This window comes from Haladaptatus paucihalophilus DX253 (genome assembly GCF_000376445.1).
In the GTDB taxonomy this organism is placed as follows: domain Archaea; phylum Halobacteriota; class Halobacteria; order Halobacteriales; family Haladaptataceae; genus Haladaptatus; species Haladaptatus paucihalophilus.
Map to the genome: position 1 here is coordinate 2,475,564 of NZ_AQXI01000001.1, position 25,193 is coordinate 2,500,756.

32 protein-coding genes are annotated in these 25,193 nt (G+C 64.6%); 16 read left to right on the forward strand and 16 right to left on the reverse strand.

Going from position 1 to position 25,193, the window contains the following annotated elements:
- Positions 1 to 56: 56 nt before the first annotated feature.
- Positions 57 to 1,877 (forward strand): flippase-like domain-containing protein, encoded by a 1,821-nt coding sequence (locus B208_RS0113810; protein ID WP_018128935.1) that lies wholly within the window; start codon positions 57 to 59, stop codon positions 1,875 to 1,877.
- On the opposite strand, the gene yjjX is transcribed toward B208_RS0113810, so the two are convergent.
- Positions 1,863 to 2,399, reverse strand: a complete 537-nt coding sequence (gene yjjX / locus B208_RS0113815; RefSeq protein ID WP_007979519.1) for an inosine/xanthosine triphosphatase — start codon at positions 2,397 to 2,399, stop codon at positions 1,863 to 1,865. The two genes, B208_RS0113810 and yjjX, sit on opposite strands and share 15 nt — an antisense overlap.
- 34 nt (positions 2,400 to 2,433) lie before the next feature.
- A complete protein-coding gene (locus tag B208_RS0113820) occupies positions 2,434 to 3,183 on the reverse strand; it encodes a helical backbone metal receptor (protein ID WP_007979516.1) in 750 nt (249 codons plus the stop codon).
- Positions 3,184 to 3,437: 254 nt separating this feature from the next.
- On the opposite strand from B208_RS0113820, the gene B208_RS0113825 reads away from it, so the two are divergent.
- The 4 genes from B208_RS0113825 (at position 3,438) to B208_RS0113840 (ending at position 6,678) form a co-directional block, all read left to right on the forward strand.
- A complete protein-coding gene (locus B208_RS0113825; protein ID WP_007979514.1) occupies positions 3,438 to 4,400 on the forward strand; it encodes a transcription initiation factor IIB in 963 nt (320 codons plus the stop codon).
- Positions 4,401 to 4,455: 55 nt separating this feature from the next.
- On the forward strand, positions 4,456 to 5,484 hold the full coding sequence (locus tag B208_RS0113830; protein WP_007979512.1) for a DNA-methyltransferase: 1,029 nt from the start codon (positions 4,456 to 4,458) through the stop codon (positions 5,482 to 5,484).
- A gap of 30 nt (positions 5,485 to 5,514) precedes the next feature.
- Positions 5,515 to 6,189, forward strand: coding sequence for a type I 3-dehydroquinate dehydratase (locus tag B208_RS0113835; RefSeq protein ID WP_007979510.1), 675 nt, complete (start codon positions 5,515 to 5,517; stop codon positions 6,187 to 6,189).
- 72 nt (positions 6,190 to 6,261) lie between these two features.
- On the forward strand, positions 6,262 to 6,678 hold the full coding sequence (locus B208_RS0113840; RefSeq protein WP_007979508.1) for a zinc ribbon domain-containing protein: 417 nt from the start codon (positions 6,262 to 6,264) through the stop codon (positions 6,676 to 6,678).
- On the opposite strand, the gene B208_RS0113845 is transcribed toward B208_RS0113840, so the two are convergent.
- The gene (locus B208_RS0113845; protein WP_007979506.1) at positions 6,665 to 7,834 is read right to left on the reverse strand and encodes a 3-dehydroquinate synthase II; all 1,170 of its coding nucleotides are present in this window, start codon (positions 7,832 to 7,834) and stop codon (positions 6,665 to 6,667) included. The two genes, B208_RS0113840 and B208_RS0113845, sit on opposite strands and share 14 nt — an antisense overlap.
- A gap of 289 nt (positions 7,835 to 8,123) precedes the next feature.
- Between B208_RS0113845 and B208_RS0113850 the strand changes: the two genes are divergently transcribed.
- On the forward strand, positions 8,124 to 8,795 hold the full coding sequence (locus tag B208_RS0113850; RefSeq protein ID WP_007979504.1) for an HAD family hydrolase: 672 nt from the start codon (positions 8,124 to 8,126) through the stop codon (positions 8,793 to 8,795).
- Here the strand turns inward: B208_RS0113850 and B208_RS0113855 are convergent, their stop codons facing one another.
- The 4 genes from B208_RS0113855 to trpC are packed head-to-tail and all read right to left on the reverse strand — an operon-like array spanning position 8,796 to position 12,594.
- The gene (locus tag B208_RS0113855; protein ID WP_007979502.1) at positions 8,796 to 9,590 is read right to left on the reverse strand and encodes a 2-amino-3,7-dideoxy-D-threo-hept-6-ulosonate synthase; all 795 of its coding nucleotides are present in this window, start codon (positions 9,588 to 9,590) and stop codon (positions 8,796 to 8,798) included.
- Between the two features lie 21 nt (positions 9,591 to 9,611).
- Positions 9,612 to 10,481 carry a tryptophan synthase subunit alpha gene (gene trpA, locus B208_RS0113860; protein WP_007979500.1) on the reverse strand — a complete coding sequence of 290 codons (870 nt, stop codon included), beginning with the start codon at positions 10,479 to 10,481 and terminating at the stop codon, positions 9,612 to 9,614.
- The gene (gene trpB, locus B208_RS0113865) at positions 10,478 to 11,839 is read right to left on the reverse strand and encodes a tryptophan synthase subunit beta (protein ID WP_007979498.1); all 1,362 of its coding nucleotides are present in this window, start codon (positions 11,837 to 11,839) and stop codon (positions 10,478 to 10,480) included. Before trpB ends, trpA begins: the two co-directional genes overlap by 4 nt.
- Complete coding sequence (gene trpC, locus B208_RS0113870; RefSeq protein ID WP_007979496.1) at positions 11,836 to 12,594, reverse strand: indole-3-glycerol phosphate synthase; 759 nt, start codon at positions 12,592 to 12,594, stop codon at positions 11,836 to 11,838. Before trpC ends, trpB begins: the two co-directional genes overlap by 4 nt.
- A gap of 85 nt (positions 12,595 to 12,679) precedes the next feature.
- Between trpC and B208_RS0113875 the strand changes: the two genes are divergently transcribed.
- Complete coding sequence (locus B208_RS0113875; protein ID WP_007979494.1) at positions 12,680 to 13,141, forward strand: MGMT family protein; 462 nt, start codon at positions 12,680 to 12,682, stop codon at positions 13,139 to 13,141.
- Here B208_RS0113875 and B208_RS0113880 read toward each other — a convergent pair.
- Positions 13,118 to 13,363 carry a hypothetical protein gene (locus B208_RS0113880; protein ID WP_232423801.1) on the reverse strand — a complete coding sequence of 82 codons (246 nt, stop codon included), beginning with the start codon at positions 13,361 to 13,363 and terminating at the stop codon, positions 13,118 to 13,120. The two genes, B208_RS0113875 and B208_RS0113880, sit on opposite strands and share 24 nt — an antisense overlap.
- A gap of 124 nt (positions 13,364 to 13,487) precedes the next feature.
- On the opposite strand from B208_RS0113880, the gene B208_RS0113885 reads away from it, so the two are divergent.
- Positions 13,488 to 14,087 (forward strand): GNAT family N-acetyltransferase, encoded by a 600-nt coding sequence (locus B208_RS0113885; RefSeq protein ID WP_007979491.1) that lies wholly within the window; start codon positions 13,488 to 13,490, stop codon positions 14,085 to 14,087.
- 102 nt (positions 14,088 to 14,189) lie between these two features.
- Here the strand turns inward: B208_RS0113885 and B208_RS0113890 are convergent, their stop codons facing one another.
- From B208_RS0113890 to B208_RS0113900, 3 genes are all read right to left on the reverse strand, one after another.
- Positions 14,190 to 14,912, reverse strand: a complete 723-nt coding sequence (locus B208_RS0113890) for a methyltransferase domain-containing protein (RefSeq protein WP_007979489.1) — start codon at positions 14,910 to 14,912, stop codon at positions 14,190 to 14,192.
- Entirely contained in the window at positions 14,909 to 15,301 is a 393-nt protein-coding gene (locus B208_RS0113895) for a nascent polypeptide-associated complex protein (RefSeq protein WP_026177850.1), read from the reverse strand. Before B208_RS0113895 ends, B208_RS0113890 begins: the two co-directional genes overlap by 4 nt.
- A gap of 61 nt (positions 15,302 to 15,362) precedes the next feature.
- A complete protein-coding gene (locus B208_RS0113900; RefSeq protein WP_007979484.1) occupies positions 15,363 to 15,833 on the reverse strand; it encodes a PUA domain-containing protein in 471 nt (156 codons plus the stop codon).
- A 142-nt stretch (positions 15,834 to 15,975) separates the two neighbouring features.
- Between B208_RS0113900 and B208_RS24400 the strand changes: the two genes are divergently transcribed.
- Positions 15,976 to 16,152, forward strand: coding sequence for a hypothetical protein (locus B208_RS24400; protein WP_007979482.1), 177 nt, complete (start codon positions 15,976 to 15,978; stop codon positions 16,150 to 16,152).
- Here the strand turns inward: B208_RS24400 and B208_RS0113910 are convergent.
- The 3 genes from B208_RS0113910 to B208_RS0113920 form a co-directional block, all read right to left on the reverse strand.
- A complete protein-coding gene (locus B208_RS0113910) occupies positions 16,149 to 16,646 on the reverse strand; it encodes a LabA-like NYN domain-containing protein (protein ID WP_007979480.1) in 498 nt (165 codons plus the stop codon). The genes B208_RS24400 and B208_RS0113910 overlap by 4 nt on opposite strands.
- 49 nt (positions 16,647 to 16,695) lie before the next feature.
- A complete protein-coding gene (locus B208_RS0113915) occupies positions 16,696 to 17,337 on the reverse strand; it encodes a metallophosphoesterase family protein (protein WP_007979478.1) in 642 nt (213 codons plus the stop codon).
- A 73-nt stretch (positions 17,338 to 17,410) separates the two neighbouring features.
- Complete coding sequence (locus B208_RS0113920; protein WP_232423802.1) at positions 17,411 to 17,743, reverse strand: hypothetical protein; 333 nt, start codon at positions 17,741 to 17,743, stop codon at positions 17,411 to 17,413.
- Positions 17,744 to 18,099: 356 nt separating this feature from the next.
- Between B208_RS0113920 and dapA the strand changes: the two genes are divergently transcribed.
- Genes dapA through B208_RS0113950 form a run of 6 tightly spaced genes read left to right on the forward strand, consistent with a single transcriptional unit; the run spans position 18,100 to position 23,781 of the window.
- Entirely contained in the window at positions 18,100 to 18,990 is an 891-nt protein-coding gene (gene dapA, locus B208_RS0113925) for a 4-hydroxy-tetrahydrodipicolinate synthase (RefSeq protein ID WP_026177851.1), read from the forward strand.
- Positions 18,987 to 19,745, forward strand: coding sequence for a 4-hydroxy-tetrahydrodipicolinate reductase (gene dapB / locus B208_RS0113930; RefSeq protein ID WP_007979473.1), 759 nt, complete (start codon positions 18,987 to 18,989; stop codon positions 19,743 to 19,745). The genes dapA and dapB overlap by 4 nt, the downstream gene beginning before the upstream one ends.
- Positions 19,742 to 20,584 (forward strand): 2,3,4,5-tetrahydropyridine-2,6-dicarboxylate N-succinyltransferase, encoded by an 843-nt coding sequence (locus B208_RS0113935; RefSeq protein WP_007979471.1) that lies wholly within the window; start codon positions 19,742 to 19,744, stop codon positions 20,582 to 20,584. Before dapB ends, B208_RS0113935 begins: the two co-directional genes overlap by 4 nt.
- A complete protein-coding gene (lysA, locus tag B208_RS0113940) occupies positions 20,581 to 21,828 on the forward strand; it encodes a diaminopimelate decarboxylase (RefSeq protein WP_007979470.1) in 1,248 nt (415 codons plus the stop codon). Before B208_RS0113935 ends, lysA begins: the two co-directional genes overlap by 4 nt.
- Positions 21,825 to 22,661, forward strand: coding sequence for a diaminopimelate epimerase (dapF, locus tag B208_RS0113945; RefSeq protein WP_007979468.1), 837 nt, complete (start codon positions 21,825 to 21,827; stop codon positions 22,659 to 22,661). The genes lysA and dapF overlap by 4 nt, the downstream gene beginning before the upstream one ends.
- Positions 22,662 to 22,665: 4 nt before the next feature.
- On the forward strand, positions 22,666 to 23,781 hold the full coding sequence (locus B208_RS0113950) for a M20 family metallopeptidase (RefSeq protein ID WP_007979466.1): 1,116 nt from the start codon (positions 22,666 to 22,668) through the stop codon (positions 23,779 to 23,781).
- Between the two features lie 351 nt (positions 23,782 to 24,132).
- On the opposite strand, the gene B208_RS0113955 is transcribed toward B208_RS0113950, so the two are convergent.
- Entirely contained in the window at positions 24,133 to 24,474 is a 342-nt protein-coding gene (locus B208_RS0113955) for a DUF5518 domain-containing protein (RefSeq protein WP_007979465.1), read from the reverse strand.
- 39 nt (positions 24,475 to 24,513) lie between these two features.
- Positions 24,514 to 24,732, reverse strand: a complete 219-nt coding sequence (locus tag B208_RS0113960) for a zinc ribbon domain-containing protein (protein WP_007979463.1) — start codon at positions 24,730 to 24,732, stop codon at positions 24,514 to 24,516.
- A gap of 87 nt (positions 24,733 to 24,819) precedes the next feature.
- Here B208_RS0113960 and B208_RS0113965 point away from each other — a divergent pair, with 87 nt between their 5' ends.
- Entirely contained in the window at positions 24,820 to 25,191 is a 372-nt protein-coding gene (locus B208_RS0113965) for a DUF2127 domain-containing protein (RefSeq protein WP_007979460.1), read from the forward strand.
- The last annotated feature ends 2 nt before the right edge of the window (positions 25,192 to 25,193 follow it).

Below are 25,193 nucleotides of genomic sequence, written 5' to 3' on the forward strand. Positions count from 1 at the left end.
TCCTGACAGTCATGGCCCAGAAGCTACTTACGGTGCGAGGGTGAGACAGTTTCATAATGAGCGGTGGTTCTGTAGAGGTGAGTGTCGTCCTTCCGTCGTACAACGAGGAGGCGACGATAGAGAACACCGTCGAGACGACTCTCGACACATTGGAATCGTTTCTCCCTCCAAATAGCTTCGAGGTAATCGTTGCTGAAGATGGCTGTGACGACCGGACGCCGGAAATCGCGGACCGAATGGCGGAGCAAGACGAGCGCGTCCGCCACTTTCACAGCGACGAACGGCTAGGTCGTGGGGGAGCACTGAATCGGGCGTTCGAGTCCGCGAACGGGGAGACGCTGGTCTACTTCGATACGGACTTGGCGACGGACATGCGACACTTGGAGGAGTTGGTCGAGAGCGTTCGCTCCGGCGAGTACGACTTCGCCACGGGGTCGCGTTGGATGCCCGAAAACGTCGCCGACCGTCCGGCGAAACGTGACATTGCGAGTCGCGGATTCAACGGTCTGACACGACTGTTCCTGCGTTCCGACCTGCGGGACCACCAGTGCGGGTTCAAAGCGTTCGACCGGACCGCCCTGCTCGACGTGCTGGCCGACGTCGAGGACAAACACTGGTTCTGGGACACGGAAGTCCTCGTTCGCGCACAGCGCAAGGGATACGAAATCAAGGAGTTCTCGGTGGACTGGACGCCGAAGGGCGACACGAAGGTGGACCTCGTTCGGGACGTGTTCGGGATGGGGAGCCAAATCGGTCGCTGCTGGTGGGAGTTCTCCGTCGAACCGCGTATCACCCGGAGCGTCTCCATGGCCGTCGGCGTCCTGTTGACCATCATCGCCGTCGTGCTGATGGGGAAATACCTCCCGCTGGGGAAAGTCCTCACCCAGATGGAGAGCGCGAACCTCGCGCTCGTCGGTGTCGCGGCCTTGATTTACGTCTTTTCGTGGCCGCTTCGCGGTGCGCGGTACAAGAACATCCTCGAAGAACTCGGCTTCACGGAAAGCGTCGGGTTCCTCACGGGCGCGATATTCATCAGCCAGACCGGGAACCTCGTGTTCCCCGCCCGACTCGGTGACGGCGTGCGCGCCTACGTGATGAAGGCCCGCCGCAACATCCCGTACCCGTCCGGCTTCGCATCGCTCGCGGTCGAACGGGTCTTCGACCTGCTGACGATAACCGTCCTCGCCGGGGTCGTCCTCATCGGGCTGACCGTGACGGGACAGGCGGCCGACATCGTGCAGGCCGTCACCGGCGCACAGCACGCCGAGGCCGCACGAACCGCGGTCTACGTCGCGGCGGGTGTCGGCGTCGCCGCCATCGCGGCGGTCGGCATCATCGTGGCCAGCGCCCGCTCCGACAGCAACTTCGTCCGCTCGTTCGTGACGAAGATCAGTTCGGACTCCTACGCGAATCACATCGCGGGCATCGTCGAGCGGTTCACCGGAGACGTGCAGACCGTGGCGAGCGACCGGACGGCCTTCGCCCGCGTCGGCGCGAGCAGCCTCGCCATCTGGTCGCTCGACGTGCTGACGGCCATCCTCGTCCTGACGGCGTTCCCGAAGGTGTCGCTCAACCCCGTCACGTTGGTCGCCATCGGCTTCTTCGCGGTGAGCGTCGGCAACCTCGCCAAGGTGCTCCCGCTCTCGCCCGGCGGTGTCGGCCTGTACGAGGCCGCGTTCACGGTCTTCGTCGCGGGTCTGACGCCGATTTCGTGGGAAGTGGCCCTCGGTGCGGCCATCCTCGACCACGCGGTGAAGAACATCGTCACGCTCGTCGGCGGCGTCGGGTCGATGTTCTCGCTCAACGTCTCGTTGACCCAAGCGGTCGAGGAGGGGCGCGACGTGTCCGTCGAGGAACCCGCTTCACTCGACGACTGACGACGTATAGAAATCGGTGACGAACGGGGCGAGCGCCCCGGCGACCGCCTGTTCTAACGCTTCTTGCCGGTCGATGATTCCGTCCGTGAGCGCGCCCGCCGCGCCCTGCTTTTTCGCCACGTCGTCTTCCCCCAGAACGTCGTCCATCACGGGGCCGAGTTCCTCCCCGTCCCGGATTCGACGGGCGACGGGTTCCGGGAGTCGAAGTCGCGGCCCCGCGCCGCGCCCCATCGTCTCACCGTCGGTCACGGCGGCCCACATGATGAGATAGAGGCCGCCGGTTCCGGGGACCTCGGCGACGCCGCCCTCCAGTCCGACGCCCAGTTCGTATCCGTCACCCGACTCCCTGACGCGCCGAGCGCGGTTCTCCGCGCCCGCTATCGTCTCCGCTTCGCCGAACGGTTGTTCCGCGACGCCCGACTCGACGGGGACGGATTCGACCCGCGCGCCGAGTCGTCCGCCGAGGGCGGACTCCACCGCGGCTACCTTCACCGGATTTCCACTGCCAACGCCGACGTGCATGGTGGCTTTCCTTTCCGTCCGTACTTGGACGTTGCTACTCCACCACGTCCGGGTGGAGCGTTCGCGCCATCGTCTCGATGCCGTCGATGAGTCGCGGACTCGGCTGATTCAACAGGGAGTCGTCGAGAACGTGGACGTCCCTCGTTTCGAGTGCGGGAACGTCCCATTCGCGGCACAGCACGGTTTCGGGGTCGCTTCGTTCGCCTCGCCCGCACACGTGGAGGAAGACGTGTTCCGGTTCCGCGTCCTCGATGGCGTCCGAATCGACTCGGTGGGAGCGCTCGCCCGACGGCACGAACGGGTACTCGCCGCCAGCGGCCCGAACCGCATCGGGAACCCAGTTTCCGGCCGCGGTCGGCGGGTCGGACCACTCCTCGCAGTAGACGACCGGCCGTCGTTCGTCGGCGACCTGTCGGCGAACCCGCTCGATTCGATTCCGAGCGCGCCGCGCGAGGGCGCGCCCCGCGGTCGGTTTCCCGATGGCGCGTCCCACCGTGGCGAACGATTCGACGACTTCGGGGAGCGTTTCCGGTTCGACGTGGACGACGCGGTGCCCGCGGTCCCGGAGGTCGTCGCGCATGTCAGCCTGTAACGCGTCGGTCGTGAGAACGAGGTCGGGGTCGCGCGCCTCGACCGCATCGAAATCCGGATTCAGCCACCCGCCGACCGCGGGAACGTCGGATCGGCAGTGGTGGGTAACGCCGACGAGTCGGTCCGTTGCATCGAGCGCCCGACAGATTTCGGTGACGCTCGGCGCGAGGGAGACGACGCGGTTCGAAACCATCACCCCGCGGTTCGGTCGGGAGCGAGTAAACGTTTCGTTACCTCGTCGAAACCTATTCTTAAATATTTCGCTGGCCTGACGCTGGACGGCTATTTCACGGCGTGTGTGAGTGTTTCACGAACTCAACTCGGTCGAAAAACGAATCGTTTAAGTACCTTTCGTCCTAACGACGTGTTAAGACTAGCGGTGCCCGGGTTTTTCAGGATTCTCCTGCCCGGTAGCTGACGCGCTCTCCCACCGAGGAGGTATTGCACATGCAAAACACGACTATCCGAACGAGAAGCGAAGAAACAGAAGTAGAGAAAAGCGGGCAGAAGGGACGGAGCTGCCCCGAATGTAGCGGTAAGCTCATCGCCGACTCCGGTCACGGCGAAACCATCTGCGAGGACTGCGGTCTGGTCGTCGAAGTGGACAATGTGGACCGCGGCCCGGAATGGCGAGCCTTCGACGCGAAGGAGAAAAACGAGAAGTCCCGCGTCGGCGCGCCGACGACGAACACGATGCACGACAAGGGGCTATCGACCAACATCGACTGGCGGAACAAGGACGCCTACGGCAACTCGCTCGGTTCCCGCCAGCGCGAAAAGATGCAGCGCCTCCGCAAGTGGAACGAGCGCTTCCGCACCCGCGACAGCAAGGAGCGGAACCTCAAGCAGGCGCTCGGCGAAATCGACCGGATGGCCAGCGCGCTCGGCCTCCCGGACAACGTGCGCGAGATGGCCAGCGTCATCTACCGCCGCGCGCTGAACGAGGACCTCCTGCCGGGGCGCTCCATCGAGGGCGTCTCGACCTCGTGTGTGTACGCCGCCGCGCGCCAGGCCGGCGTCCCGCGCAGTTTGGACGAAATCACCGAGGTCAGCCGCGTCGATAAAAGCGAAGTGGCGCGAACCTACCGCTACGTCGTGCGCGAACTCAGCCTCGAAGTCAAACCTGCCGACCCCGAGAGCTACGTCCCGCGATTCGCGTCCGGGCTCGAACTCTCCGACGAAGCCGAACACCGCGCCCGCGAACTCCTCCGTAACGCGAAAGAACAGGGCGTCCACAGCGGCAAATCGCCCGTCGGACTCGCCGCGGCCGCCGTCTACGCCGCCGCGCTCCTGACCAACGAGAAGACGACGCAGGCCGAGGTCAGCGACGTGGCCGACATCAGCGAGGTCACGATTCGCAACCGATATCACGAACTGCTCGAAGCCGAGGAAGGAACCGTCGCGCTGTAGACGCGTTTGAAAAGAGGTTTTTATCTTGCGCCGATAGCTTCAGAAAGCTACCGCAATGGAAACCGAGCACGAGATTCACGTCGGTGACGCGCGCGATACCTCGCTTCCCGACGATTCGATAGACCTCGTTGTCACTTCTCCCCCCTATCCGATGATAGAGATGTGGGACGACCTCTTCGCCGACGCGAATCCCGAAATCGAGACGGCGCTTTCGGCGGGCGACGGTGATACGGCGTTCGAGTTGATGCACGACGAACTCGACGCCGTTTGGGCCGAACTCGTCCGCGTGCTGAAACCCGGCGGCATTGCGGTGATAAACGTCGGCGACGCCACCCGAAAGGTGGACGGGACGTTTCAGTCGTTTCCGAACCACGCCCACGTTCTCCGCGACCTCCGGGAGCGCGGTCTGAAGTCCCTTCCCGACATCCTCTGGCGCAAACCCTCGAACCGCCTGACGAAGTTCATGGGGTCGGGGATGCTCCCGCCGAACGCCTACGCCGCGCTCGAACACGAATACCTCCTCGTCTTCCGGAACGGCGACACCCGCGAGTTCGAACCGGGCGTGGACCATCGCTACGAGTCTTCGTACTTCTGGGAGGAGCGAAACGAGTGGTTTTCCGACCTCTGGACGGACGTTCGCGGCGAGGAGCAACTGCTCGACCACGGCGACCTCCGCGAGCGCTCGGCGGCGTTTCCCTTCGAACTGCCGTATCGGCTCATTTCGATGTTCTCCGTCTACGGCGACACCGTTCTCGACCCGTTTTGGGGGACGGGAACGACCTCGCTCGCCGCGATGGTCGCGGGTCGAAACTCGGTGGGGTACGAACTCGAACCCGATTTCGTCGAACTGTTCGCGGAGCGGGCCGAAACCACGCCGGAACTCTCCCGAAGCGTCATCTCTCGGCGACTCGACGACCATCGGGCGTTCGTCGGCGACCACGGCGGCGACCTCAAGTACGACGCTACGTACTACGATTTCGCCGTCAAGACGGCCCAAGAGCGCGACATCCGGTTGTACGCCGTGAGCGACGTGGAGCGGGACGAAACCGGATTCTTCGTCACTCACGAACCCTATTCCGAGTAATCTTTTATTCGGCGGGTCGAAGTCGCGGATATGGACGTCGATTCCTTTTCGCTCGCTGTGAGCACGGCCGACCTCGGCGACGAACCCCGCGCCCGTGAACACGCCGATATCGTCGAGTTCCGGATGGACCTCGCGGACGACCCGCTTTCGATGCTGTCCGCCTACGACGGCGAACTGCCAGTCATCGCCACGAATCGCGCCGAGTGGGAAGGTGGCGAAGCGACCGGCGACGAGCGCCTCGATGCACTCCGCGAAGCGACCGACCACCCGGCGGTGGACGCTATCGACCTCGAACTGGAGACGCTGTTTACGGCCCCCGGACGGGACCTCGCCGAGCACGCGCGGAACAACGACGTACTCGTGATCGCCTCGGTTCACGATTTCGAGGAAACGCCGTCGCAGCGACGGATGCGCGAACTGCTCGAAAACTGTACCGACCACGCCGACGTGGGCAAACTCGCCGTCACCGCCCAGTCCGAATCCGACGTGCTCGACCTGTTCCGCGTCACGAACCTCCTCACGGAGCGCGGGCAAACCGTCGCGACGATAGCGATGGGCGAAGTCGGTCGTCACTCGCGGGCCGTCGTTCCGCTGTACGGGTCGAAAATCGGCTACGCGCCCCTCGAACTGGCGGATGCGACCGCCCCCGGTCAGTACGACTTGGCGACGCTCTCGCAACTCGTCGACGAACTGCGCGGTAACTGACTGCCTCGGCGAATTCCCGTCAAAACGCCGCATCGGAAGGGTTTAACACGCTCGACCAGCTATCAACGACTAGTGACACGGAACAAAAAGCGCCCGTGGCTCGCGGCCCTGTTCGCGTTCGTTTACCCCGGAGCGGGCCATCTCTATCTCCGGGAGTGGCTTCGCGCGTTCCTCTGGTTCGGGTTCGCGTTCCTCACCGCTTATCTGTTCATCCCTCCGGAGATGATACAGGCGGTCCAGAACGGCGGCTGGTCCGGCTACATGCAGGCGAGCGAAAACATCGACATACAACAGACCCTCCCGGTCCTGTTCGTCTCGCTGTGTAACATCCTCGACGCCTACTGGTCGGCGATTCGTAACAATCGCGCCGTCCAAGAGGCTGCCGACGGGACGAGGCGCTGTCCGAACTGCGGACGAAAAGTGGACGCCGACCTCGACTTCTGTCAGTGGTGTACGTCGCCGCTCGACGCCGACGCTACTGCTCAATAATACTCTCTTCGACGCTCTCGCCGAAGTGTCGCGCGCCTCCCTCCAGGAACAGTTTTACTTCGTCGCCGACTTCGATGTCCGTCACGGCCTTCCGTCCGTCGGGCGTGGCGACTTTGATGGTCTCCGCGTTCTGGAGCAGCGTCTCCACGCGGTCGCCGTCCGCCGTCTCGACTTCGAGGCGGAACATGGGTCGCTTCTCGATTTTTACCCGACCGACCACCGCTTCGCGGGTCTTGCCGTCGGTATCGACCACCTGCACCTCGTCGCCGCTCTGGAGTTCCGCGAGGTATTTCGTCCCGCCGCCGGGGGTGCGGACGTAGGCGTGAACCGCCCCGGCGTTCACTCGGAACGGCCGCGACGCGACGTAGGGCGACTCCGCCGTCTCGGCGTGGACGAAAAAGAGGCCGCGCGACATCGACCCGACGAGCATGCCCTCGTCGTGTTCCATCAGCGACCCGGTATCGACGCACACGCGGTCCGCGCTGCCGGTCTGTTCGATGGTGAGAACTTCGCCCCACTCCAAGTCCAGCGTTTCGCGCTCGGCGGCGTCGCGCACTTCCACCGTCGACCGAATCTCGTCCGGGTTATCGCTGTCGAGCAGAACGGCGTCCGCGCCGAGTTCCAGCGTCTCGAACGCGGTTCGGGCCTCTTCGGCGTTCGTGACGCCCGCCACGAGGTCCGTCTCCTCGCCGATTCGGGCGATGAGGTTTTCGAGCGGGATGATGGTCCAGTCCTCGCCGACGACGATGGTGTAGTCGGCTTCCTGGGCCGCTGCCTCGGCGAACGCTTCGTACTCCTCGCTCAGGATTCTCACGTAGGCTCCCTCGGCTTCGTCCTCCCGGCGGAGCGTCGAGAGGTCGGCGGAGCCGGAGAAATCCGAGGGGAGGTCGACCGTCCCGTCGCCCTCGCCGTCCTTCCCGACGATTCGAGCGTCGGCCCGGTTGCGCTCGTCGTCCTCGGCGTCGAAGACGTGCACGTCGCCCTCGGAGCGAAACGCCGCGACGTTCACTTCGCCGAGTTCTCGAACGCGCTCGACGTCGCCGTCGTCCACCAAAATCCAGTCCACACCGGCTTCCAACCCGGCCGTGATTCGTTTGCGACGGGTGTCCCAGTCGCCGACGGAGGCGTCGGCCTTCAACCATACGGAGCGTGTCATGCTGAATCGCTCGTAGCCCCACGGCTTGAACGTGGCGGAATCCGCAACTTCTCTGCTCCCCGCTATCGAATTTGCCGTTGACGACGACCACAGTTGGACCGTCCGAATCGACGGCCATCGGCGGGAACCCATCGTTCGTCCCACTCCATCATTCGTCACTCCATCACTCGGCGCTCCATCATTCGTTACTCCCCCGTTCGTCACCCTCTCACTCGTTTCTCCATCGCTCGTCTCCCCCATCGCTCACCACTCGACATCTTTTTATCACACTATCGAACACCACTAACGAATGACTGCTCTCGATGCCGTTCTCTTCGACCTCGATTCGACGCTGTGTGTCTCCGAGCAAGACGAGGAGGCGGTCCTCACGGACGCGTTCGACCGCGCGTCCGTCGAACAGTACTGTACGGTCGCCGACATCATCGAGGCGGTGGACGACATCCCGACCGCGGAAACGTCGCACGAGTTCTACGAACTCTGTTTCGCCGCCGCGGCCCGCGAGGTGGGCGTCGAGGACCATCACGCGTCGGCGCTCGCCACGGCGTACGAGGAGTGTGTCGATCACTCGGCGGTTTCGTTCCGACCCGGTGCCGAGGACGCGTTGGCGGCCGCCAGCGAGACGAACGTCGGACTCGTGACGAACGGGGACGAGGCGACACAGACCGTCAAACTGGACGCGCTCGGCATCGCCGACGCGTTCGATACGCTCGTCTTCGTGGACCCGCGAAACGGCGTCCCGCCGAAACCCGACGCGGCCCCGTTCGAGAAGGCGCTGACCGACCTCGGCGTGGCACCGGACGACGCGCTCCACGTGGGCGACTCGTTGCGGGCGGACGTCGCCGGTGCGAACGCGCTCGGCATCGACTCCGTGTGGGTTCCCCACGAAAACCGACGGATAGAATCTGCCCACGAACCGACGCACACGCTCACGTCGCTCGCGGAGTTTCCCGAACTGCTATAATCAGGCTTCGACCGACAGCCCCGCCTCGTCCAGCGCGTCCTCGGCGGACAGGTCGTCGTGAACGACGCTGGTCACTGCGCGTGCGATGGCCTCCGGGTCGTCGTGCTGGAAGACCGACCGGCCGATGGAGACGCCCGCACCGCCAGCGTCCATCGCGCCGCGGACCGCTTCGAGGGTCGCCTTGTCGCCCTCGGGTGCACCGCCCGCGATGACGACGGGGAGGCGCGTCGATTCGACCACGTGCTCGAAGCTCTCGGCGTCGCCGCTGTAGGCCGTCTTCACCACGTCGGCACCGAGTTCCTCCGCCAACCGCACCGCGTGGCCGAGGCTTTCCGCGTCGTGTTCGTCGATTCCCGGGCCGCGTGCATAGGACATGGCGAGGACGGGAATTCCGAACTTGCTCGCCGTGTCGCAGACTTCCGCGAGGTCCGTGATCTGTTTGGGTTCGTAGTTGCTGCCGACGTTGAGATGGAGCGAAACGGCGTCGGCCCCCGCCGCGATAGCCTCCTGTACCGTCCCGGTCATTCGTTTATCGTTCGAGTCCGGGCCGATGGTCGTGGAGGCGTTCAGGTGGACGATGTAGCCCGCGTCGTTCTTGTTCGGATGGACGCGCGGTGCGATTCCCTTCTGCGTGAGAACGGCGTCGGCACCCCCTCGCGTTACCGCGTCGATTGTCGATTCGATGTCCTTCAGACCCCGTACCGCGCCGAGTGTGATTCCGTGGTCCATCGGGACGATGACGTAGCGTCCGTCACGCCCGATTCGGTCGAGGCGCGCTGTGATTCCTGTATCCATTGTATGTGACTCTGTAGCAAGCTAGTTTGAAGTTCGTTCCGGTTCCGGTATCTCTTGTTCCCCTTCGCGTGCCCCGGATTTGAGTTCCGCGGCTTTGGATTCGAGTCGTTCCGCGACGTTCTCGCCGGACGCGACGATATCGACGAGCGCGCTGCCGACGACGACGCCGTCCGCTCCCGCCGAGACGATTTCGCGGGCGTGTTCGCCCGCGCTCACGCCGAAGCCGACCGCTTTCGGCAGGTCGCTTTCGGCCAGTCGTGCGAGGCTGTCGTGGGTGTCGCCGCTCACGTCCGCCTGTGCGCCCGTCGTTCCCATTCGGGCCTGCACGTAGACGAATCCGGAGGCCTGCTCGGTGATGCGCCGCTTGCGCCTGTCCGTCGTCGTCGGCGCGATGATGAACACCAAATCGAGTCCGTACTCGTCGCACGCCAAGCGGAGCGGACCGCTCTCCTCGACGGGAAGGTCGGGGACGATGAGTCCCGACACCCCGGCGTCGGCGGCGGCGGAGACGAACGCTTCGACGCCTTCCTCGTCTCGCGGTGTGCCACCGCTCGACCGTTCCGAGGCGCGTTGCGCCTCGCGGCCCCCATACTGGTAGATGAGATTGTAGTAGGTCATGCAGACGACGGGCACGTCCACGTCCAACCCCGAGACGAGTTCGAGGTAGTCGTCCGGCGTCATCCCGCCGGAAAGCGCGCGCTGGATGGCGTTCTGAATCGTCGGCCCGTCCGCGATGGGTTCCGAGAACGGCAGGCCGAGTTCGATGACGTCCGCGCCGCCGCGGACCAGCGCCCGGACGTACTCCTTCGTCTCTTCGATACCCGGGTCGCCAGCGACGACGTACGGAATCAGGGCCGGTTCGTCCGCAAAGGCGGCTTCGAGTTCGCTCATTCAAACACCTCCATACTCGGTGCCGCATCGATACCACGCTTCGCGCTCTCCTCGATGACCGTATCGAGGTCCTTGTCGCCGCGTCCGGAGACGTTGACGATTACGAGATCGCCCAACTCGTCCGCCTCGTCTCGCTGGTCATGCCCGCTCGACCCATCCGCGGCGCGTTGGGCCGCGCGTTCCAGGTAGGCAACCGCGTGACTCGACTCCAGCGCGGGGATGATTCCCTCCAGTTTCGAGAGTCGGTGGAAGGCTTCGAGGGCCGCGTCGTCGCCGACGTTGACGGGCGTCACCCGCCCCGTTTCGACGAGGTGGGCGAGTTCCGGCCCGACGCCGGAGTAGTCGAGTCCCGCGCTCACGCTGTGGGATTCGAGGATTTGACCGTCCCCGCTCTGGAGCAGTTTCGTTCGGGCACCGTGGAGCACGCCGTCCTGTCCGGAGGAGAGGGACGCCGAGTGCGGTGCGACGCCCTCGTCCTCGTCGATAGTCAGGCCCGAACCGCCCGCTTCGACGGCGAACAGGGAGACGCTCTCGTCGTCTCGCGGGCCGTGCCCGCTCGACCTGTTCGCGGAACGTGGTTCCGCGTCATCGACGAAATTGTGAAACGCACCCATGGTGTTCGACCCGCCGCCCGCGCAGGCGACCACGCTATCCGGGAGTCGCCCGGCCTTCTTGCGAATCTGCTCGCGGGCTTCCTCGCTGATGACCGACTGGAAGTCGCGGACCATCTTCGGGAACGGGTGGGGGCCGACGACGCTCCCGATGACGTAGTGGGTGTCCTCGACGTTCGTCGCCCAGTCGCGCATGGTCTCGTTGATGGCCTCCTTCAGCGTTCCCGACCCCACGTCAACGGGGTTGACCTCGGCGTCGTGGGTTCGCATCCGGAAGACGTTCGGCCGCTGGCGGTTGATGTCGGTGCGGCCCATGAACACCTCGCAGTCGATGTCGAGGTACGAGGCGGCCATCGCGGTTGCGGTGCCGTGCTGTCCCGCGCCCGTCTCGGCGACGATGCGCTCTTTGCCCATGTACTTCGCCAGCAGCACCTGTCCGAGCGCGTTGTTCAGTTTGTGCGCCCCGCCGTGAAGCAAGTCCTCGCGTTTCAGGTAGACTTCGCGGTCGTATCGCTCGCTCAGCGCGTCGGCGCGCTGGAGCGGCGTCGGTCGGCCGCCGAAATCGCGGAGGTGGCGGCGAAACTCGTCCATGAAGCCGTCCTCGTTCTCCAGCACGTAGCGCTCGTAGGCCGACTGGAGTTCCTCGATTGCGGGCATCAGCACTTCGGGGACGTACTGGCCGCCGTACTCTCCGAACTTCGTCTCGTTCATTCCGCTCGCTCCGTTCATGTCGTTCGTATCGCTCATGCGTTCACCAACCTCCGCGTGTTCTCGCCGACGTCGCCGTCCATGATGGCGCTCCCGACGAGCAGGGCGTCCGCCCCGGCGTCGCACATTCGTTCGACGTCCGCCGTCGTCGTGATACCGCTTTCGGCGACGAGCGTCGTGTCCTCGGGAACCACGGGTGCGACCGATTCGAACGTTCCCAAATCGACCTCCAATCGCGCGAGGTCGCGGTTGTTCACGCCGATGATGGTCGCTCCCGCATCGAGCGCCTCTCGGAGTTCCTCCTCGTCGTGGACTTCGACGAGGACCTGAAAGCCGCGCTCTTCGGCCGCCGAAAGCAGTCCCTCCAGGTCGTCCACGAAGCGGACGATGAGGAGCACGAGGTCCGCGGCCACCGCGTCCAGTTGTTCCTCTCTGACGATGAAGTCCTTGCGGAGTACCGGGACGTCCACGGCTTCGCGGATTCGACGGAGGTTCTCGGTACTGCCGCCGAAGTGCTCCGGTTCCGTGAGAACCGACAGGGCCGTCGCCCCGTTCTCGACCATCGTTTCGGCCAGTTCGACCGGATCGTCGGTTCGTTCACCGTTCGTCGTCGGACTCGTCGGCTTTACCTCCGCTATCAGCGGCACCCGTCCGTTTTCCTCCGCGTCCGCGAGCGCGTCCGAAAACGAACGCGCGTCCACGGAGATCCGCTCTGCGTCCTCGCCGGGTGTCCGTTCCCGAGCGGTCCGGAGGATGGATTCGACCGCGGGTGCGAGCGCACCATCTACGTTCATTGTAGTACATCAACGGACTAGTTTGTACATAAGGTTTGCGTCCGCGGGACGAATCTTGAAGGTCATGAGGTTCGTTGCCGTCGCTATGGACGAGACTGCCGGAATCTATGCGCAGCACTCCCCGTATTTGGAGCGAGCAGTGCAGGTCGGCGTCGCCAGCGGACGCGTCTTGCGCGTGACGTTTCCGCACGACCCCGACGACGACGCACTGGAAGACCACGCCGTCCTCGACCGTATCATGGCGTATCTGGAAGGCGTCGAGGACGACTTTTCTGACGTACAGGTCGCGCTCACCCTCCCGACGGACCAACGAAGCGTGCTCGAGTCGGTGCGCAACGTTCCCTACGGCGAGCAGGTGAACGTCGAAACCGTCGCCCGGATGACCTCCGGTATCGACCACACCGAGGACGCGGACTTGGAACTGGTCAGGACCGCGCTCGACGAGAACCCCGCCCCGATTCTCGTCCCCGACCACCGCGTCCGCGACGGGCCGAGCGCCGCGCCGCCGGACGTCGAGCAGAAACTACGCTCGCTGGAAGGGCTGTGAAGGGCTGATCCGAATCTGGAGGACGTACAGCAAGGCACCCGCGACCAGCAGGGGAACCGTGAGAATGGTGAGTCGCGTCGTCCCATGCTGGCGAAACGCCACGAGACCAAACACAACCCAGAGCAGGGCAAACGCGAGATGCCCGCCGAATTCGGCGATTCCGCTGTTCGTAACCGCGCTGTAGGCTTCGAGCGCTATCTGTATCGCTACCACTGATAGCATGAGAACTATTCCCCACTGATTCATGACCTTCGACCCACGCATCGGACGGTCGTTGTTTCTCGGCTAGCCACTTCAACGTCCATCCACGGATGACTTTTTGACGCTTGCGAACGTATCTCCCGACATGTACGTCCGGGATGCTAAAAACCGCGAGGAGGTCTGGTTGCTCGATAACATCGAAGCGATGGGGCTCGACGAAACCGCCTTTCGTTCCCGGGATTACGTCGTCGTCGTGGACGAAACGTCGGGCGAAAAGGCCGGATTCGGGCGGATTCGAATCCACAAGCCGGACGATGCCCCCGAAATCTGTGAGCTGACGAGCATCGGCGTCGTCGAATCGTGGCGCGGGCAGGGCGTCGGCGCGCACGTCATCGAACGCCTCATCGACAAGGCGAGCGACGACGACTTCGAGGAGGTGTACGCCCTCGTCGGCGTGCCCGATTACCTCGCCCAGTTCGGTTTCGAACCCCTCGACGTCGGGGACCTCCCGTCGAAACTCCGCGACCGCCTCGATTCGAAACGGGACGACATCGAACCCGACGCCATCCCGATGGTGCTCGCCGTCGATTCCTTCGAGATGCCCGACCGTCTCCGCGAACGGTTCAAGGACGCCCGGCCGCACGAGGGAGAGCCTTCGAGCGACGAGGACGCGGAGGAGATGGCCGAGGAGTTCGGCATCGACCCCGACGACGCGACCTACAAGTACGACACCGGCAGGCACTGACGACCGACCGTCTTTCACCCACCGCTCCGAGCAGTCCCGAATACCCCCCGCTACCGCGGGGCGCGTCGAAAGAAAAATGATATCGAGAACCGCCGTCTCGCGCTACGTCTTCCGCGCGAAGGTGAGATACCCGGTGTGGCCGACGGGACTCGTGGACGGGCGCGTTCCGCGCTCGTCGAAGTCCATCTCGCGCTGGATGGTCTCCATCGTGCGAACGTCGTCGAGATTCGATTCCCGAGCGGCCGTTTCGACGTCACGGGCGCTCTCCACGAACGGCGCGTAGACGCCGAGCGAGCCGCCGTCCGCCAACAGGTCCGGCGCGCGTGCGACGACCTCCGCCGCGTCCGGCGTATCGAGGGTGAGGACGTCGAACTCGCCGAGTTCGTCGAGGTTTTCGGTGACGTCTCCCGTTCGAACCTCGACCGCATCGGCCACGTCCGCCATCTCGATGTTGTCGCGGGCGACCTCGGCGAAATCTTCCTTCCGCTCGAAGGTGACGACCTCCGCGCCGATTCGCCCGAGATACGCGGCGAGGACGCCGGTTCCGGTTCCCGCGTCGAGCACCCGGTCGCCAGCCGCGACGCCTGTTTCGCCGACGACGAGGCCGATGTCCCGCGGGAGCATCGGCGCGCCCGTTCGCTCGAAGTGGTGGAACAGGTCCGGGCCGCGGAGCCGTCGCACCGTGAACTCCTCGTCCAAGTGGGTGGCGAGGACGTCGCCGGGTTGCACGTCCTCGGGAACGGTGAGGACGCCGAGGTCGGTCTGTAGCTCCTCGCCGGGATTTCGCAGGTACTCCCGGTCGCCGTGAACGAGTAGGACCGTCACTCCAGTCGCTCTATCGCCGCCGCAAGGTCGCCGTTCTCCGCGTCGAGCGCCTCTCGGGCTTCGTCTTCGCTCACGCCCGCGCGCTGGGCGACGATTTCGACGTCGGCATCGGGAATCGCGCCCGCGGATTCCTCCGTGGACTCCTCGGAGCTTCCCGCGTCGGAACTACCGGACGCTTCGCGCGTCTCGGCGTCGCCGACGACCTGGTAGGTGTGCTGGCCGCGTGCGTCCATTCGGGTGACGTCCGGGTCGCTGAAGACGAGTTCCTCGCCGTCGGTCGTGCGAATGACGACCTCTTCGGCTTCGATGTCGTCCACTTCGATACCCATCTGCTTCATCATCTGCTGCATCTTGCGTGGGTCGAGCCCACCGCCGCCTCCTCCAAACATACCCGAATCGTCGGAACGGAGGGGGAAAAACGTGACGCAAATGCGTCGGAAACCCGTCGGTTTACTTTTCTGCGCCGTCGCGCACCTTCACGGCCATTCCGGTGTCGAAATCGAACATGGCGTCTGCGTCGAGTTCGGCGCGACCGACGGCGAGCAGGTCGCCGTTCTCGTGGGTCACGAGCACCTCGTCTCCGGCGCGGACGTCGGGGTCCACGTCGGCGACGAACTTGGCGAAGACGTTCTTGCCGTCCCTAACGAACGGCTCGCTCTCGTCGCCGACGATGACGCGACCCGCGGGCGATTCGAGGGCGTCGGCGATGCGATTGCCCCCCGCGAGGCCGAGCGTGAATCGGCCGTCGGTGGCGTAGGTGACGAGTCGGCTCCCGTCGGCGTGCACCTGCTGGGGTCGCCCGGAGGACGAATGGCGAACTTCCAGGTCCTCCTCGGGAGGGAACAGCGCGGCACCGGCCCCCGCGCCGAACTGGTAATCCGCGGTCGTACGCAGTGCGGGCAAATCCTCGTCTTCAGTCATTGGGCCGGATTTAGCGTGTGAGGGTGAAAGCCCTTCGACATCGGACTGTTTGGTGCATGTTACCATTTCTCTGTCACGGTGTACCATGGCGCTGGCTATCGATTTGAGAGCGATTTATTAGGCGGGAGTCCGAAGACGACGTATGAACACGAAAGAACTGCTGGGAATCGCGCTTCTCATCGTCGGGAGCGTCCTGATATTTGGCGTCATCTCCATGATCGGTACCTTCACGGGGAACGCCCTCGCCGGTCTCGCCACTGTCGCGCTCGCCGCTGGCGCACTGATGTTCGGCACGGGCGAAGGCGGTCGCCCGGTCTAAAGGAGAAACGTTTCGGTCCGTTCGCTGAGATCGATGAAACTGTCGGCGGCGGCGATGAGTTCTTCGGCGGTCGATTCTTGGAACCCCATCACTTCCACGCGCACCCCCTCGTGTCGAAGGTGCGTCGCGAGCTGTGCGAAATCGCCGTCGCCGGTACAGAGCACGACCGTATCGACTTTCGGTGCGAGCGTGATGGCGTCGAGACAGATGCCGACGTCCCAGTCCGCCTTCTTCGACCCGTCGCCGAACGTCTTTATCGCCTTTATTTTCGCCTCGAATCCGATGTCGGTCAACGCGTCGAAAAAGCGGTCCTCGTCGGGGCTATCGGCCTGAATGACGTAGGCGATGGCGCGCGTCAACTCTCGATCCTGTGCCGCCTTCGAGAGAAGAGATGAGTAGTCGATATTCCGACTATAGACGCTTTGAGCAGTGTGATAGAGGTTTTGCGCGTCGGCTAATACCGTGACGCGCTGACCTGGATGAATATCCGTCATACGTTAGTGTGATAACTACTGGCATAAAGAAGTTGCTTGTCCGGTACTGTCACGATGTCGGCGTTTTATGCCACGTGAGCGTGAGCGACTCGGGGTCGAGGATGTAATATCGCTCCCATGTCGGTGCCACGCTGACGACCTGCGTCTCGCCGATGGTCGTCTCGGCGTGCTGGTGGTGGTGCCCGATGAGACAGAGGTCCGGCGAGAGCGCGGAGATGAGGTCGTCGATGTGCGAACACCCGACGTCGTAATCCTCGGCGACGGGCAGACCGTGGGGTGCCTCGTGGGTCATCAATACGTCCACGGAGTCGAGTTCCATCGCCTTCTCCACGTCTTCGTGAGTGAAGTGACGGCGGCGGTCGCCGACGAGGTTAGCGCGCGGGCGGTCGTACTGCGTCGGCGCGAAGTTCCCCGACAGACCGGCGATTCGAAGGCCGTCGAGTTCGACGGCGGTGCTGGCGATGAGGTGGGCGTTTCTGACCTGCGAGTTCGAAACCAGTCCGTTCCGCAGTGCTTCGATGGTGTCGAAATCCTCGTTGTTGCCGCCGATAAACCACGTGGGTGCGGGCAAGTCGTAGAACATCAAGTCTCCCAACTGCAGAGTGACGTCTGGGTTCGCCTCGCGGTACGCCGCAAAGAGTGCGCGCCGGTTGTCGCGGTCGTCGGCGTGGGCGTCTCCGAGGACGAGCATTTTTCGAGCGTATGTCTGGAGGTATGATAAGACCGCCGGATTGTCCTGCGCGGCAACGGCACACAGGCCTCTCCTACCCGACCAGTACGAGCGCCGCCATGCCACAGACGAGGAGGCCGATGCCGTAAAAGAGCACCTTGACGTCGCTCTGCAACTGGGTCGCTTGGAGGTCCGCTGGGTCCACGATGGTACTCTCTAAACCCATCGAATCCGCGTTCGCCATTGCTGTTCCCATTCGGACGGTTCCAGTTCCACCGAGCGCAAACAGGAGAACGGCGAGTCCAAGCCCGAACAGGGTGAGGAGCGCGAGTTCCGATTTTGTGAGAGCGAACACGGCACCCACCGTGAGTCCCGCGTAGACGAGCGAGTATCGGAGGCTACACCGTGCGATGAGGGACCAGTTCATACTGAACATCCTTCATGTCTCGATAAATGTTTTCTGACCAACCGGTTGATTTTCGGCAAACGACCACTTTCGACCGGTTTCCTCGCGACTCCGACCGGTTTTTGACGACGAATCCACCGAAATCCGACCCCGACGGCAGAGTCTGTCGTCGGCGTAAGGCATAAGTCACCACGAAACACCCAATGGAATATGCCTCGTGCTGTGGCGCCCGCCGCGTTCGCGTATCGGCGAGCCAGCGACAGCACAGTCGGAAAACGGACAAAACGTGCGGCGTGAGGTTCGCGGCGGGCATGGCACCCCCGTTTCGAGCCATTCTCGTTTTGCACCGCGCGATAACCGATTTCCGACACAGACCGATGACAGATACAGACACACCGTTTCGCGGGGTCTATCCCGCGATGACAACGCCCTTTGCGGGCGACAGCATAGACCACGAACTCCTCCGTAGCGACGCCCAGCGCCTCGAACGCGCCGGGGTCGACGGCCTCGTTCCGGTCGGCTCGACCGGCGAGAGCGCGACCCTGAGCCACGACGAACACGTCGAAGTCGTGGAAACCGTCGTGGACGCCGTCGACATCCCCGTCATCGCCGGCGCGGGGAGCAACGCGACCCACGAAGCCCTCGACCTCGCACGACGGTCCGCGGACGCCGGGGCCGACGGCCTCCTTCTCATCTCTCCGTACTACAACAAGCCCGAACCGGCGGGGATGGAAGCCCACTACCGCACCATCGCGGACGGCGTTGACCTGCCTCAAATCGTCTACAACGTCCCCTCTCGAACCGGGCGAAACATCGACGTGGAGACGACCGTCTCGCTGGCCGAACACGACAACATCGTCGGCTACAAGGCCGCGAGCGGCGACTTCGGGCAGATAAGCGAGATAATCGAACGAACCCGAGACGAGGCGTTCGCGGTGCTATCGGGCGACGACGCGCTGACGCTCCCGATGCTTTCCATCGGCGCGGCGGGGACTATCAGCGTCTCTGCAAACGTCGAACCGGAACGGACCTGTGAACTGGTCGAATCGGCCCTTTCGGGCGACTACGGCCGGGCGCGGGAACTCCAGTTCGAACTCGGACCGCTGTTCCGCGCGCTGTTCGCGGAGACGAACCCGATTCCGGTGAAGGCGGCGATGGAACACCGCGGCTACGGACCGGACGGCCTCCGACTGCCCTTGTCCGAACTGTCCGACGAGAACCGCGAGGAACTCGCGGCGGTACTCGACGAACTGGAGGGGGGCGCGTGACGCGGGTGCTCGTCGGCGGCGTCACGGGGCGGATGGGCCGCGCCGTCATCGCGGCGGCGAGCGACCGGGACGACGTGAATATCGTCGCTGGCGTGAGCCGCGACCCGCCGGGAGAAATCGACGGCGTTCCGACCGAATCCGCGGCGGACCTCGAAGCGGCCCTCTCGGAGTACGACCCGGACGTTCTCGTGGACTTTTCGACCCCCGACGCCAGCCGAACGTTGGTCGCGGCGTGTGCGGACGCGGACGTCGCGTGCGTCGTCGGCACGACCGGGTTCGACGACGACGAATCCGTCTTCCGCGAGGCGAGCGAATCGGTCCCCGTCCTCGTGGCGAGCAACTTCTCCCGCGGGGTGCAGGCTCTCCTCCGAGCGGTCGAAGGTGCCGTCTCCGACCTGCCCGGCTACGACGTGGAACTGACCGAAACGCACCACAACGGCAAGCGAGACGCGCCGAGCGGGACCGCGAAGACGCTCCTCGACCGAATCGCGGCGGCGGGCGGTCCCGACGAGCGCGTTCACGGACGCGAAGGCGATGCGCCGCGACAACCCGACGAAATCGGCGTTCACGCTCGCCGTGCGGGGGGTATCGCGGGCGAACACGAAGTCCTCATAGCGAACGACCACGAGGAGCTTCGACTCTCCCATCGGGCGGCCGACAGGGGCGTGTTCGCCGACGGCGCGCTCGACGCGGCGGCGTGGGTGACCGGACGACATCCGGGGCGGTACGAGTTTAGCGAGGTAATCAGCGAATGAGACGTGAAAGCGACATACGAAGCGACGTACGTGAACTGTGGCAACGATACGATTCCGGCGAGGTAAACGCGGACAGCGCCGGACCGAACGAACACGAACTCCTCGAAACCTTCCTCGACGCGTTGGAGGCGGGCGAGGTTCGCGCCGCCGAAAAGCGCGACGGGAGTTGGGAAGCGAACGAATGGGTGAAACAGGGTATTTTACTGAACTTCGGCCTTCGCCACATCGAGGGCCACGAATACGGCGGCGTCACCTACTACGACGTCCTTCCGCTCCGCGAGACGGACGATTTCCCCGGTCGGGGTACCCGCAACACGCCCGACGGAACCGTCGTCCGCCGCGGCGCACACGTCGGGTCGAACTGCATCCTGATGAGTCCGAGCTTCGTCAACATCGGCGTCTCCATCGGCGACGGGACGCTCGTGGACTCCTGTGATACCGTCGGCTCGTGCGCGCAAATCGGGGAGAACGTCAAGCTCGGTGCGAACGCGCTCATCGGGGGCGTCCTCGAACCCGTCGAGGGGACGCCCGTCATCGTCGAAGACGACGTGACCCTCGGCGCTGGCTGTCGCGTCACGTCCGGGTTCGTCGTCGGTGAGGGAAGCATCGTCGCCGAGAACACGCTTCTCACGCCGCGAATCCCCGTCTACGACCTCGTGGACGAGGAGATTCTGTACGGCCATCTTCCGCCGAACCGACGCGCGTTCACCAGATTCGTTGAATCGAGCCTCGGCGACCACGACCTGTTCGACGGCGGGGCGTACAAGCCCGCCGTCGTGGCGCTCGACGTTGAAGACGACACGCTCGCTCAGGTCGAGCGCGAGGAGGCCCTGCGATGAGCGCGACCGTTTCGGCCGACAACCCGCCGGTACGACGGCTGTCGGACTGGTCCGACGCCCGGCTCGACGACCTCGCCGACGAATACGACACGCCGCTGTACGTCATCGACCTCGAACGCGTCCGCGAGAACTACGCCAGACTCGCAGCGGCGTTTCCTGACGCCGACGTCCACTTCGCCGCGAAGGCGAACACGTCCCGCGCGGTCCTCGAAACCCTCGAAGCCGAGGGCGCGAGCATCGAATGCGCTTCGGCGGGCGAGACGGAGCGCGCCTTCGCCGCCGGATTCGAGGGCGAGCGTGTCCACTACACGGCCGTCAACCCGCCCGGAATCGACCTCGACAGGGCGGTCGAACTCGCCGCGGACCACCCCGGTCTGACGGTTACGGTCGGTGCCGCGGACACCATCGACCGATTGGCCGAGCGCGGCTACGACGGACGGCTCTGTCTCCGCGTCAATCCCGGCGTGGGCGCGGGCCATCACGAGAAGGTGCGAACGGGTGCGGACGCGAAGTTCGGCGTCCCTTACGACCGCGCCGCGTCCCTGCTCGAATCGGCCGCTGACGACTTCGACGTCGTAGGAATCCACGCCCACGCGGGAAGCGGCATCTCGGGCGACGACCTCGGCAACCACCGCGAACTCGTCTCCCGGATGGGTGAGTTGGCTCGCACCATCGACCCCGACCTCGAATTCGTGGACGTCGGTGGTGGGTTCGGCGTGCCGTATCACCCCGATGACCCGCCTCTCGACCTCGAATCGGTCGCGGACGCGACGCGGGACGCGCTCGGCGACCTCGACGCCACGCTCGTCGTGGAACCGGGTCGGTACCTCGTCGCCGACGCCGGTGTCCTCCTGACCCGCGTGAACACGGTCAAGGAGGCACCGGAGACGACCGTGGTCGGAGTCGATGCCGGAATGACGGCGCTCGTTCGACCCGCGCTCTACGATTCGTACCATCACATCAGGAGCGTGGGAGCGGACGGTCAAGCGGTCGAAACGACGGTCGCCGGACCGATTTGCGAGAGTTCGGACACCTTCGGAACCCACCTGCTCGCCGACCCGACGCGCGGCGACCTACTCGCCGTCGGCAACGCGGGCGCGTACGGCTACGAGATGGCGAGCCAGTACAACTCGCGGCCGCGTCCGGCCGTCGTCGTCGTGGACGGCGACCGAACCGGGGTCGCACACCGACGCGAAACCCACGCGGACGTCATCGCGACCGAAACGGAGGTGACGTGGGAATGAACCTCTCGTTCGAGAAGTACCACGGCACCGGGAACGATTTCGTCATCGTGAACCCGGACGCATGCGTTCCTCACCGCTCACGGTTCGCCCGCAGGGTCTGTGACAGGACCGACGGAATCGGTGCGGACGGCGTGCTCTTTCTGGCACTCGAACCCGAATTCCGCCCGCCGCGCGTCATCATGACGCTGGTGCAACCGGACGGGAGCACGGCCGAGATGTGCGGAAACGGTGCGCGCTGTGCCGCGGTCTGGGCCGCCGAGCGCGCGAACGCGGACGAGGTGATGATAGACACGCTCGCCGGAACCCGCCACGCGAAAATCCACGACGGCGGCGCGACCATCGAGATGGGTGCCCCCGAATTCGGGCCGAACGACGTCCCGGTCGCGGGGGACGAACCCCTCATCGAGACCCGCGTCGGCGATTACGACGTAACGGCGGTGAACACGGGCGTTCCGCACGCGGTCGCGTTCGTGGACGACGTGACGGCGGTGAACCTCGAACGGGACGCACCGCCGATTCGCCACGCTGACGTCTTCCCGGAGGGCGCGAACGTCACCTTCGCCTCGCCGTGCGACGGCGGGTTCGACCAGCGGACCTTCGAGCGCGGCGTCGAGGGCGAAACCCAGTCGTGTGGCACCGGCGCGGTCGCCATCGCGGCCGCCGCGCGCCGACTCGGACTCACGGACGGCGAGAACGTATCGGTGTCGCCGCCCGGCGGCGACCTCGAAGTCACGGTTGACGACCGAAACGCGACGCTCACCGGACCCGTCGAACGCGAGTTCGGCGGCGACCTCCGCGTCTCGAACGCCGGACGACTCGATTTAGAGGCGTGATTCCGTGACGGACTTCGACCCGATTTCGTTCCTCGAAACCGCCGTTCGGACGCCATCACACGAATCGGTCGATGCGATGCGAACCCTGCTCGTCGAAACCCTCGAATCGGCGGGCGTCGAGACGACCATCGACGCCGCGGGGAACGTCCTCGCGGAGCGCGTCGGCGACGAAAACGGCCCGCACGTCGTCCTGAACACCCACATCGACACCGTGCCGCCCCACGTTCCGTTTTCCCGCGATAGCGTCGGAGACGGTGACGACGACCGGATTCGTGGCCGCGGCTCCTGTGACGCGAAGGGACCGCTCGCGGCGCTCCTCGATGCGTTTTTCGCGTTCGAACCGAAGCGAGGGCGGGTAACGCTCGCCGTGACGCCGGACGAGGAAACCGACTCGACGGGTGCGGCCGCCCTCGACTTCCTCGCTCGGGACGAGGAGGACGGGACCGAACTCCATCCCGACGCCGTAATCGTCGGCGAACCGACCGACCTCGACGTGTGCAACGCCGCGCGAGGGCGTTTTCAGGGAACGGTAACCGTTCGGGGGGAGAACGCACACGCCGCGCACCCCGAAGCGGGCGTCAACGCGATACGCGGGTTGGTCCCCGTCCTGTCGGCGCTCTCCACGTTCGATTCGGACAGGGAACATCCCGAACTGGGCGCGCCGACGCTCACGCCGACGACGGTCGAGGGGGGAACCGCCACGAACCAGATTCCCGCCGACTGCTCGTTCGTCATCGACCGGCGGAGCGTTCCGCCGGAAGGTGCCGAGGAGTTCCGCCGCTCCCTCGAAGCCCATCTCCGGGACGCCGTGGATGCGGTCGAGGTGGACGTTTCCCTCGCTGAACGCGACACGCCGTTTCTCGAAGCCTTCGAGACGCCCGCCGACTCGGAACTGGTGCGAACGCTCTCCGACGAGAGCGGCGGCGAGGTACGTCCGTTCGGCGCGGCGACCGAGGCGTCCTATTTCGCACGCGTCGCTCCGACCGTCGTGTTCGGGCCGGGCGTGCTGTCCGACGACGAGGGCGCGGTGGCACACGGGCCGCGGGAGTACGTCGATGTCGCCGACGTCCGAGCGGCCGCGGATGCGGTACGGGGAACTCTTCTGGCGCTCGTTGAATGACCGGGACACTGTTGGCACTCTCGGTCCGATAGGTTGCGAACATCGCTTTCGGACGGGTCGCGCTCGGGCGGTGGTCGGTCGAGAACGAGTATTCGCGGTCGGTGTTGCTGTCGTCGCTGGCGTGGTTGTTGTCGTTGTCGTCGCAGTTGCTGTTGTGATTGCTGTCGTTGCGTGACGACCGCAAGCGATGAAATCGCGGGAAGTAGCGCCGAAGAGCGTCGTCGCTCACCACCGGGAACCAATGGCGCGAGCGCGGCGAGGACGACCAGCGCTGCGATTCGTTCGGCGGTCACGCCGCGAGGTGGCTTCGTGTCGGTATAAAAAGTTCAGGTGAGGAGGGCGATTCGTTGTTCAGAACTCGTCGGCGAGATACGCGCCGAGGTACCCACCCAGCGCGCTCAGTCCGACCGTGTAGAGCATGGCGAACATGCCCAAGAGAAAGAGGAGCGCCACGAATCCGCCGGGCATGTACCCGAAGGAGATGATGCTCATGACGAACAGCCCCACGACCGCCATGGGAATTGCGGCGATGGCACCGGAGATGGCACCGACTCGAAGTCCCTCGTTGGGCGTCGTCCGCCCCAGATAGGCGGCGACGCCCCCGCCGAGGACGGGCGAAAACGGGATGAAGGACACGACGAGAGTTACGACGGCGCCGATGAGCGCGTGGATGAGGTTATTATTGTCTGTCATATGTTGTAGTAGTTAGCGACAACGGCGGTCGGTGGCGATTCAACCCAAGAAGACGTCCACGATGTCGCTGCCGCGGTTGCGGACGTCTTTGTACAGTTCGGAGTAACCGCAGTTGGAGCAGGAGACCACGGTGAAGCTCTTCGTTTGGATGTCGAACATCTTGCTGAGTCCGCCGCCGGTGGTCGAGATGGAGTCCGTGGTTACTTCCGTGTGACCGCATTTCGGGCAGCCGGAGGTATCGCGTGTATCGGGGTCCATACAGCGACGTGTCTATTTCGTGGGAATAAATACTTCGTGGTCGATACGTCAACGAAGCTTATTACGATTCGCTTTCTATCGAACAGTATGGCTACAAACCGTTCCGCATACGGACGGAAATCCCAGTCCGCCCCGCTCGGTATCAAGATAATCTGCGTCCTCGGTGCGCTCGGTGCGCTCGGAAGCTTCCTTCGCGGTCTCGGGGTGCTGTTTTCGTCCCCCATCGGCCTCATCGTCGGTGCCATCGTCATCGTCTTCGCAGTCGCCAAACTCGCCGTCGTCTGGGGTCTGTGGACGCTCAAGTCGTGGGCCTGGACGCTCACGATAATCGTGTACGGGTTGAGCCTGCTGATGGACGTGTTCCGATTCTTCACGGGGCATCTCGCCGCCTTCTTCGGCATCGTCGTCGGCGGGTTACTGTTGGCCTACGTCTACAGCAAGCGCGATTATTACAAATAATT